Origin of the sequence: Frateuria defendens, from assembly GCF_001182895.1 — a bacterium.
GTDB classification, from domain to species: Bacteria; Pseudomonadota; Gammaproteobacteria; order Xanthomonadales; family Rhodanobacteraceae; genus Frateuria_B; species Frateuria_B defendens.
The window spans coordinates 1-9,931 of sequence record NZ_LFQR01000091.1; the positions used below are offsets into that span (position 1 = coordinate 1).

Here is a 9,931-nt window from a genome sequence, read left to right on the forward strand (position 1 = left end):
TGAAACGGGGGCAAGATCACACCTCGATCCGTGAGATAGGCGAAGGCTATCCTCGCTCCGCCGCAACGCCGCCGCCATCCGGCAAATCCCTGTTGATCCGTAAGATTTGTCCGCTTGACGAGCCATGGCCTGAGGCTGAATAGTTAGCGCATATGCCTCGATGTGGGGTCTAATAAGCGTTAGGCACTCACCAACAAGGAGGTCTTATGAAGATGATCGGGTTTTGGTCTGGTTTGGTCCTCGCAGCAGCCGGCACCGCCCTAGGCGTGCATTTCGCATGGCTTGGTTTTTCCTCTGCTCCTTATGATGGGCGGCAATTAGGCTTGTTCTGCTGCATCATGGGCATGCTCATCGGGTGCGCCTGGGCTTGTATTGGCGCGCTTGCAGGCTACTGGCTGAAGCGCGCGGCATCCGACGCACCGCTTCAAGGTGTCTAACCACTCGTCCAAGCGGACGCGCGTATCGCGCGCCACTTAACTCCAGCGTTAGACCGGCTTCCAAACATCATGAGCTACGACTTTTCCTTGTATGACGCAGCATTTCTTCGCCGAGTCATCGCAGACGGCCTCGGCGACTGGACAGGCCCGCCTGATCTTGAACCAGCTGTGGTTAGTGGAATACTGCAACTGGCAAATGCCAATGGCTTTGTCGCAACTCCTCACGACCAGAGATTTGTCGAGTTCTTGAAGTCTCAGGGCGTCACTCCAAGCACTGACTATCAGCTAGAGACTCCTCGGGTCTCCGTCATGCTCCAGATCTTTAACGGATCAATTGGCCTTTCTGTGCCCACCTCTGACCGGGCAATTGCATCAGTGGAGTTCGCGCGCAACTTTGGGCTTCAATTGGCCCAAAAGTTTGGCTTGGGCTTTCAAGACCCTCAGACCGGCGAGATCACCGCTGGACCGGCCTAACAATTCCGTAAGGAGCTTCCCGTCAACTCCGGGCGCGCGAAAAGCCGCGCGCCGCTTAACTCCAGCGTTAGACAGGAGGAAGGGGACAATGCGGCGACAACGAAATGCGTTGTTTTGTGTGGTGATCGCAGCCTGTCTTGCGTGTCAGGGCTGCGCGACGACTCCGTCAGCAAGCGCCTCGCGAGTTGCGGATGCCGACCAAAGCATGGTGGCCGGCTGCCAGTTCGTTGGCGAAGTGCAGGGATCATCTGGTTGAGGAGGGGTGGCCGCTTCAACCGGTATGGAAAACGCCAAGAATGAGGCAAGGGAAAAGGCGGCCAAACTTGGAGCAACAAATATCATTTGGCATTCAATCGCAGGTGGGTATGCTCCGTACGTCAGCGGCCGCGCCTACTCATGCCGAAGCCGCTAGCTGAAGTTGTCTAACTGTTCGTTCAAGGCGGACGGCTTCGCTGCCGTTTAACTCCAGCGTTAGCGCCCGGTGCGGGTAGGGGGAAACATGCGACTGTTATTGTTGACTCTTGCGCTGGCTCTAATAGCCGGCTGTACGACAACGCAAGAGATTAGGCGCCCAGGGGGCGCCGTGGAGTACGAGATCGCTTGCGGCGCGAGTACTGGCTGGAACATCTGCCACAAGCGAGCAAACGAAGTATGCCCCACCGGGTACAACACACTTTCGCAGCAGGGTGGGTTCAACCGTAAGGAGCTCCGCATCTCGTGCCCGTCGCAGAGTGCTGCTGCATCCGCGTCGAGCACCGGGCTCTAACATTTCGTCCAAGCGGACGCGCAAAAAACGCGCGCCACTTAACTCCAGCGTTAGGCCGCGGGGCTGCTCCGATCTGCCCATTCCGGTGCTACGCTCATTCACTTGTCCCTATCTCTCTGAAGGCAAAGGCAATGGCAACGGTTCGCGAAGGCGCTGCGCCAGTTCTGCTGGTCGTTGATGTACAGGTCGGCGTCATGCGCGAGGCTTGGGATGCCCCTCGGGTCATCAAGAACGTGTCCCGGGCAGTTGAGCGCGCCCGCGCCGAGAACGTCCCAGTACTCTGGGTACAGCACTCGGACGAAGACTTGCCTCAGGGAAGCAAGCAGTGGCAATTGGTTCCAGAGTTGGTGCCCGCGCAAGGCGAGCCGCTTCTTCATAAACACTTCAACTCATCCTTTGAGCAAACCACCTTGGAAGAGGAGCTTGCAAAGCTTGGCGCAACGCACCTCGTGCTGGCTGGAGCAGCAACGAACTGGTGCATCCGTGCAACTGCATACGGCGCGCTCGATCGCGGCTACGACGTCACCCTGGTCAAGGATGCGCACACCACAGAAACGATGGAGCTCGGCGACGGAGTGAAGATCGAAGCCGCTAACGTCATACAGGAACTCAACGTTGCCATGGGGTGGCTCTCCTACCCTGGCCGCAAGAACGGCGCAGCAACAGCGGAAGAGATCAACTTTGGCAAGCCTGGCGGTGGGCAATAGGTCGCGTTCGTCCAGTCGGTGCCGAGAGTGCGGCCTAACCCTTCCATCGAGCGGACGTCCAACACCTGGCTTCGCCAACTGTCGGCCGCCGCTCATGTCAAACGTTAGGGCTCACGAGGAGACGTGTTGCCATGTTTACTACCGGGTTCTTGGTCACATCGCTCGTCGTCGTGCTCATTCCCGGCACTGGCGTCGTGTTCACCGTATCCACTGGCCTGACTCAAGGTCGCCGCGCGAGCTTCTTCGCCTCCGTCGGTTGCACGCTGGGCATCGTCCCTCACCTCGTGGCTACTGTGCTCGGGCTCGCCGCCATCATGCACGCGAGCGCGCTGGCGTTCCAGGTTCTCAAGTACGCCGGGGTGGCGTATCTGTTCTATCTGGCTATAGCCACCTGGCGCGATCGATCGGCATTTACCGTCCAATCCGCCCAAGGTAGGCGCAGCGCGCTCAGTCTTGTCGTCAAGGCGTTCCTGCTGAACATCTTGAATCCGAAGCTCACCATCTTCTTCCTGGCCTTCTTGCCGCAGTTCGTGAGGCCAGGCGCCACCGCGCCACTGGTGCAACTGCTTGAGCTTAGTGGCGTCTTCATGGCTATGACCTTCGGTGTGTTCGTCGCCTACGGGTTGCTCGCCCATGCGTTCCGCACAGCCGTCATCGAGTCGCCGCGTGTTCAGGCTTGGCTGCGCCGTGGGTTTGCAGGTGCCTTCGCTGGCCTCGGGGCACAGCTTGCCATGTCCGAGAGGTGAGGCCTAACCCTTCGCTCGAGCGGCCCCTCACCGGCAAGGCTGATGATGGAAGGCACGGCCTTGCGGCCCAAGCGCCTTGCCGGCGCGGTCCGCTCAGCTCAAACGTTAACCATTCATTCCAGTGGACGCGCTGCGCGCGCCGCTCAATTCAGGCGTGGAGCGCCCAGCGGCATGAGCAGACACCGCGCCAAGTAACCCAGCATCGCGGCAAGCCAGCTACCATAGCCCGATGCAGATCGGCCCCTACCGCATCGACCCGCCCGTGGTGCTCGCCCCGATGGCGGGCGTCACCGACAAGCCGTTCCGCCTGCTGTGCAAGCGGCTGGGCGCGGGCTTGGCTGTGTCGGAGATGACCGCCTCGGACCCGAAGCTGTGGCACACGCGCAAGTCGGTCAAGCGCATGGACCACGCCGGGGAGCCGGAGCCGGTGAGCGTGCAGATCGCCGGCGCGGATCCGGTGATGCTCGCCGAGGCCGCGCGCTTCAACGTTGCCAACGGCGCGCAGATCATCGACATCAACATGGGCTGCCCGGCCAAGAAGGTGTGCAATGTGTGGGCCGGCTCCGCCCTGCTGCAGGACGAGCCGCTGGTGGCGCGCATCCTCGCCGCGGTGGTCGGCGCGGTGGAGGTGCCGGTGACGCTGAAGATCCGCACCGGCTGGGACCGCGCGCACAAGAACGCGCTGGCCGTGGCCCGCCTCGCCGAGGACAGCGGCATCGCCGCGCTCGCCGTGCACGGGCGCACCCGCGCCGACAAGTACGAGGGCGAGGCCGAGTACGAGACCATCGCCGCGGTGAAGGCCGCCGTGCGCATCCCGGTGCTGGCCAACGGCGACATCGCCACGCCAGCGCAGGCCCGCCACGTGCTCGACGCCACCGGCGCCGACGCGGTGATGATCGGCCGCGGCGCCCAGGGGCGGCCGTGGGTCTTCCGCGAGGTGGCGCATTACCTCGCCACCGGCGAGGCGCTGCCCGAGCCGGATGCCGGCGAGGTCTGCGCCATCCTGTGCGAGCACCTGCAGGACCTCTACGCCTTCTACGGCGAGTTGCAGGGCGTGCGCATCGCGCGCAAGCACCTGGGCTGGTACGCCAAGGACCGCCCCGAGAACGCCGCCTTCCGCCACGTGGCGAACCGCGCCGAGAGCGCGGAGGAACAGTTGCGCCTGACCCGCGACTACTTCGCCGCGCTGGCGGCCGGCGACGCGGCGTTGGCCGCCTAAACCCCGCCACTGCGCCGGGCCCCATCGTGCTATCCAGCCACGGCCCGCCCGAACGCAACGCCCCAATCCTGCCGGCGCTTCCGCGCGCCCCGCTCCGCCATGCCGGTGCGTGGCGGCTGCTGGCCTGGATGGCGACCTGCACCGCGCTGGGCCTGCTCAACGCCTACCACTTCTACCTCAATGGCGCCGCCAACGGCCGCCATGACCTGCTGCTGCCACGACTGGTCGAGGAACTGACCGGTGCCTGGAGCGCCGGCCTGCTGATGCTGCCGCTGACGTCCGCCCTGCGCCGGCTGCGCATCGAGCCGCGACGCATGCGGCGCTATGCGGGCTACCTGGCCCTGCTGCCGCTGTTCTCGGTGCTGCACACCAGCCTGATGTGGGCCAGCCGCACGCTGGCCTTCCCGCAGTTGGGTCTGGGCAGCTACCACTACGGCGTGATGCCGTGGCGCTATGCGATGGAGTTTCCCAGCGACGTCATCGTCTACGTGTTGACCGCCTGCTTGGTCTGGCTGCTCGACCACTACCGCGCCAGCCGCGCCCGCGAGCTGCGCGCCGCGCAGCTGGAGTCGGCGCTGGCCGACGCGCGGCTGGAAGCTCTGCGGCTGCAGCTCAACCCGCACTTCCTGTTCAACGCGCTCAACGCGGTCTCCGCCACGATGTACGAGCAGCCCCGCGCGGCCGACGAGATGCTGGCGCGCATCGGCGACCTGCTGCGGGCGACCCTGCAGGCGGACACGCAGGAACACACCCTGGCCGACGAGCTGCGGCTGCTGGCGCTGTACCTGGACATCCAGCGGGCACGCTTCGGCGACCGGCTGCAGGTGCGCGTGGACATCGCGCCGGGGCTCGACGCGGCGCGGGTGCCGTTCCTGGTGCTGCAGCCGCTGGTGGAGAACGCCATCGAACACGCCGGCGGGTCGACCCGCCATCGCCTGGGCATCCATGCCGCGATCCATCGCGGGGTTCTCGAACTGCGTGTCCGCAACCAGGACGCCGCCACCGGCACCGCGCATCGCGGCCACGGCATCGGCCTGGGCAATACCCAGGCGCGATTGCTGCACCTCTACGGCGGCGATGCCGGCCTGGCGCTGGAGGCGCTGGAAGACGGCAGCACCCAGGCACGGCTGTGGCTGCCCCGGCGCGGGGCCGCCGTGCCGTGACCCTGCGCGTCGCCCTCGTCGACGACGAAGCACCGGCGCGCGCCAAGCTGCGCCGCTACCTGCAGGCTGCGCCCGGCTTCGACCTGGTCGGCGAGGCCGACTGCGGCCGCGCCGCGCTGGCGCTGATCGCGCGCGAACGGCCGCAGGTGCTGTTCCTCGACGTGCGCATGCCGGACATGGACGGCTTCGCGGTGCTGCAGGCGCTGGGCGACCCGCTGCCGGCGGAGGTGATCTTCGTCACCGCCCACGGCGACTACGCGCTGCAGGCCTTCGAGGTGCACGCCTTCGACTACCTGCTCAAGCCCGTCAGCCCGGACCGCTTCGACCGCCTGCTGCAGCGCCTGCGCGCACGCCTGGCGCCGCGTCCGGATCTCGGCGCCCGGCTGGACCGGCTGCTCGATGCGCTGCCGGTGCCGGCCGGGTACGCCGCGCACCTGCTGATCGAGGCGGACAGCCGCGCCGAACTGGTGCCGGTGGAGCGGATCAGCCGCATCGAGGCCGACCGCAACTACCTCGCGATCCACGCCGACGGCCGCCGGCACCGGCTGCGCGGCACGCTGGAACGCATGCAGGCGCGGCTGGACCCCGCCTGCTTCGTGCGCGTGAACCGCTCCACCCTGGTGCGGCTGGCGGCGATCCGCGAACTGGCGCCCTGGCCCGAGGGCGAATACCGCCTCCAGCTCGACGACGGCAGCCGCCTCACCTGGACCCGGCGCTATCTGGAGCAGGCACCGCCGGGGCTGCTCCGGCGCGTCTGAGCGCACGCGGCCGCATGCTCCCCGGCATGCGGTGGGAGAGCCTCAGGCTGAGGAGGAAGATTTGCCGCGCGGCAAGCGCTCGGCCCTTCCCGCCCGCCTTGCACACGGGGACCGCTTCGCGATTTCAGGCCGCCCCGGCGCCCCGCCGTGGCGGCTTCGTCCCAGACCGGCGGGCATTCGTCCCCGCCGGCGCACCGCGCGGCGTCCATGCGGCGCATGCTTCGGCCGTCTTCTCCACGCGAGTGCCCGCCATGCCTGCCCCATCCCACCTTGCCCGCTGCATCGCCGCCGGCCTCGGCGCCAGCCTGGCCGGCACCGCCCTCGCCGCCTCCGGCGACTGGCCGGCCTACGGCAACGATCCCGGCGGCATGCGCTTCTCGCCGCTGACGCAGATCGACCGGGGCAATGTCGCCCGGCTACAGCCGGCCTGGACCTTCCACACCGGCGACATCGTCGACGGCAAGCACGGCACGCCGCGCAGCGGCCTGGAGACCACGCCGATCATGGTCGACGGCACGCTCTACCTCACCACCCCGGTCAACCGGGTAATCGCGCTGGACCCGGCCACCGGCAAACAGCGCTGGGCCTACGACCCCAAGCTGGATCTGCGCGCCGACTACGGCGACGGCCTGATCAACCGCGGCGTGGCCAGCTGGCTCGACCCGCAGCGCGGCGCCGGCCAACCCTGCCGCCGACGTCTCTACGAGGCCACGCTCGACGCCCGCCTGATCGCCCTCGACGCGGCCGACGGCCGGCCCTGCGAGGACTTCGGCCGGCACGGCGAGGTCGACCTCAGCAATGTGCCGGGCTTCCGCCGGGGCGAGTACCACATGACCTCGCCGCCGGTGGTGGTGGACGGCGTGGTGGTGGTGGGCTCGGCGATCAACGACAACCACCGCACCGGGATGCCCTCCGGCGTGGTGCGCGGCTACGACGCGCGCAGCGGCGCGCTGCGCTGGCGCTGGGACCCGCTCGGGCAGCACCCGGCCGGCCACGGCGGCAGCGCCTGGCGCAGCGGCGCCGCCAACGCCTGGTCGATCATGGTGGCCGACGAGGCGCGCGGCCTGGTGTTCGTGCCCACCGGCAGCGCCAGCCCCGACTACTACGGCGGCCATCGCCCCGACGACGACCGCTGGGCCAACTCGGTGGTCGCCCTGCACGCCGCCACCGGCAAGCCGGCCTGGGGCTTCCAGCTGGTGCACCACGACCTGTGGGACTACGACACCGCCTCGCCACCGCTGCTGGCCACGCTCCAGCGCAACGGCCGCGACGTGCCGGTGGTGGTCCAGGGCAACAAGACCGGCTACCTCTACGTGCTCGACCGCGATACCGGCAAGCCGGTGCTGCCGGTGGAGGAGCGCGCCGTGCCGCAGAGCGACGTGCCCGGCGAGCACACCGCGCCCACCCAGCCGATCCCCACCACGCTGCCGCCGCTGAGCCCGGTGCGCCTGGCGGCGGACCAGCTGTGGGGGCCGACGCCGGCCGACCGCGAGGCCTGCCGCGCGGCGCTGCACGGCCGCGACGCGGTGGAGGTGTTCACCCCGCCCAGCCTGCGCGGCGGCGTGGCCGTGCCGGGCAACATCGGCGGCATGAACTGGAGCGGCTACGCCTTCGACCCGCAGCGCAAGCTGCTGGTGGTCAACACCACCTTCCTGCCGTTCGAACTGGGCCTGCTCGCCCATGACGACAGCCATGCGCACGGTCCCGACGGCAGCGAATACGGCGCGCAGGCCGGCACGCCCTATGCGATGTTCCGGCGCCCCCTGCTCTCGCCCGCGCACCTGCCCTGCCTGCCCGGCCCCTGGGGCGAGCTGGTCGGCGTGGACCTGGCCGAGGGCCGCATCCGCTGGCACGTGCCGCTGGGATCGATGCAAGGCTTCGCGCCGGGCGTCAAGGACATGCCGCCGGGCTCGCCCAGTTTGGGCGGACCGATCGTCACCGCCGGCGGGCTGGCCTTCATCGCCGGCACCATCGACCCGTACCTGCGCGCCTTCGACCTCGACAACGGCCAGCTGCTCTGGCAGGCGCGCCTGCCCACCAGCGGCCACGCCACGCCGATGACCTACGCCTGGCAGGGCCGCCAGTACGTGGTGATCGCCGCCGGCGGCAGCGCCAAGATCACCGAGGAGGCACAGGGCGACGCGATCATCGCCTACGCGCTGCCGCCCGAACCCGCCGCCGCCTCTTCGTCGCCGTAGGCGTGGGCCCGCGACGGGGGCGCGGTCGCGCACCGCGGCCGGTACCGGGTTGCCGGCCGCATGCCGGCCGCCGTTGCGGCCGGCCCCATTCCCGGGGACAGCCGCAGCGTCGCAACCACTTGCGCTGGCAATCCATGCATCATCGGGCTTTCGCGCCTTCGTACCGGTAGCCGCCCCGATGACGCCGCCCCCGCCGACCGCCCGTCCCGCGCGTTTCCCGCTGGCCTGCCTGCTGACGGCCGCCTGCCTGCTGCTGGCCGGTTGCGAGAGCGCGCTGTTCGCCGGCTTCAACTCCGCCGACGAACACCACGGCGTGGCACCGCAGCGCGACATCGTGTTCGAACCCGAACACCGCCTGGCCCTGGACGTGTACGCGCCGCGCCATGCCGAGCACGCGCCGGTGGTGGTGTTCTTCTACGGCGGCAGCTGGGTGCGCGGCGAGCGGGCCTGGTACCGCTTCGTGGGCACCGCGCTGGCCGCGCACGGCGTGGTGGCGGTGATCCCCGACTACCGCAAATACCCCAAGGTGAAGATGGATGGCTTCATGCGGGACGCCGCCCGCGCGGTGGCCTGGGCCCACGACCACGCCGGCGACTACGGCGGCGACGCCGGCGACCTGTTCGTGATGGGCCACTCCGCCGGCGGCCAGATCGCCGCCCTGCTCGCCACCGATCCGCAGTGGCTCGCGCCCTACCGGCTGCGCCCGCGCGACCTCGCCGGCTTCGTCGGCCTGGCCGGCTGCTACGACTTCATGCCGATCCCGGCCCGCGAGCACGACATGCTCGGCATGTTCGGCCGCACGCCGGCCGAGCAGGAGCGCGCCCAGCCGGTACGGTTCGTGCGCGGCGCGGAGCCGCCGATGCTGCTGCTCCAGGGCACCGCCGACCACGAGGTCGAGCCTTCCAACGCCCGCTCGCTGGCGCGGGCGATGCGGGGCCGGCGCGAGGACGTGACGCTCAAGCTCTACCCGCATGTCGGCCACCTGTCGCTGCTGTTCGCCGTCGCGCGGCCGCTGCGCCGGCGCGTGCCTACCCTGGCCGACAGCCTCACCTTCATCCGCGCGCACCCGCACGCCGGCGCGGCGCCGGCGTTGCCCGACGGGCCCGCCAGGAACGCCCGCGCCGCCGCCCCCGGCCGCCTGGCCGCCACTCGGCCGCCCGCCTCGTCGCGGCAGGCGGCACGCGAGCACGCCGGCTGAAGCGACGCCCGCTCGTAGACATGGTGCCTGCCGGGACGCCGGCTCCGCCCTGCGTCAGTAGTTCCACAGGCCACCCCAAGAGCCTGTGTCACGAGGAAAGGTTGAGCTGTGTTGTTGAAGCCCAATCCGGTGTTGTTGAAACCCCATCGCAGGCGGGCCGGCCGAAGGCCGGGGTTTCGCCCTCCTACCGGAGGGCGAGTTACTTTCTCTTGCTTGCCCAAGAGAAAGTAACCAAAGAGAAAGGCACCCCGAGGGCGCGCCTTCC

Annotated in this window: 9 protein-coding genes; all 9 read left to right on the forward strand. The window is 68.7% G+C overall.

All coding sequences use genetic code 11. The features are described from left to right. The first annotated feature begins 206 nt into the window (after window positions 1-206). The 9 genes from ACH65_RS19885 (at window position 207) to ACH65_RS12875 (ending at window position 9,666) form a co-directional block, all read left to right on the forward strand. Window positions 207-437 carry a hypothetical protein gene (locus ACH65_RS19885; protein ID WP_153242589.1) on the forward strand — a complete coding sequence of 77 codons (231 nt, stop codon included), beginning with the start codon at window positions 207-209 and terminating at the stop codon, window positions 435-437. Between the two features lie 69 nt (window positions 438-506). Beyond that, window positions 507-911, forward strand: coding sequence for a hypothetical protein (locus ACH65_RS19890; RefSeq protein ID WP_153242590.1), 405 nt, complete (start codon window positions 507-509; stop codon window positions 909-911). A gap of 897 nt (window positions 912-1,808) precedes the next feature. Beyond that, entirely contained in the window at window positions 1,809-2,384 is a 576-nt protein-coding gene (locus tag ACH65_RS19080; RefSeq protein WP_082190302.1) for a cysteine hydrolase family protein, read from the forward strand. A 131-nt stretch (window positions 2,385-2,515) separates the two neighbouring features. After that, window positions 2,516-3,130 carry a LysE family translocator gene (locus ACH65_RS12850; protein WP_049623003.1) on the forward strand — a complete coding sequence of 205 codons (615 nt, stop codon included), beginning with the start codon at window positions 2,516-2,518 and terminating at the stop codon, window positions 3,128-3,130. Window positions 3,131-3,359: 229 nt separating this feature from the next. Further along, window positions 3,360-4,349: a tRNA dihydrouridine synthase DusB gene (dusB, locus tag ACH65_RS12855; RefSeq protein ID WP_049623004.1), complete on the forward strand. Its 990-nt coding sequence runs from the start codon at window positions 3,360-3,362 to the stop codon at window positions 4,347-4,349. Window positions 4,350-4,477: 128 nt separating this feature from the next. Then, window positions 4,478-5,512 (forward strand): sensor histidine kinase, encoded by a 1,035-nt coding sequence (locus ACH65_RS12860; RefSeq protein ID WP_049623005.1) that lies wholly within the window; start codon window positions 4,478-4,480, stop codon window positions 5,510-5,512. Then, window positions 5,509-6,270 carry a LytR/AlgR family response regulator transcription factor gene (locus ACH65_RS12865; RefSeq protein WP_064504858.1) on the forward strand — a complete coding sequence of 254 codons (762 nt, stop codon included), beginning with the start codon at window positions 5,509-5,511 and terminating at the stop codon, window positions 6,268-6,270. Before ACH65_RS12860 ends, ACH65_RS12865 begins: the two co-directional genes overlap by 4 nt. Before the next feature lie 251 nt (window positions 6,271-6,521). Further along, the gene (locus ACH65_RS12870) at window positions 6,522-8,468 is read left to right on the forward strand and encodes a pyrroloquinoline quinone-dependent dehydrogenase (RefSeq protein ID WP_049623007.1); all 1,947 of its coding nucleotides are present in this window, start codon (window positions 6,522-6,524) and stop codon (window positions 8,466-8,468) included. Window positions 8,469-8,646: 178 nt separating this feature from the next. Then, a complete protein-coding gene (locus ACH65_RS12875; protein ID WP_064504857.1) occupies window positions 8,647-9,666 on the forward strand; it encodes an alpha/beta hydrolase in 1,020 nt (339 codons plus the stop codon). The last annotated feature ends 265 nt before the right edge of the window (window positions 9,667-9,931 follow it).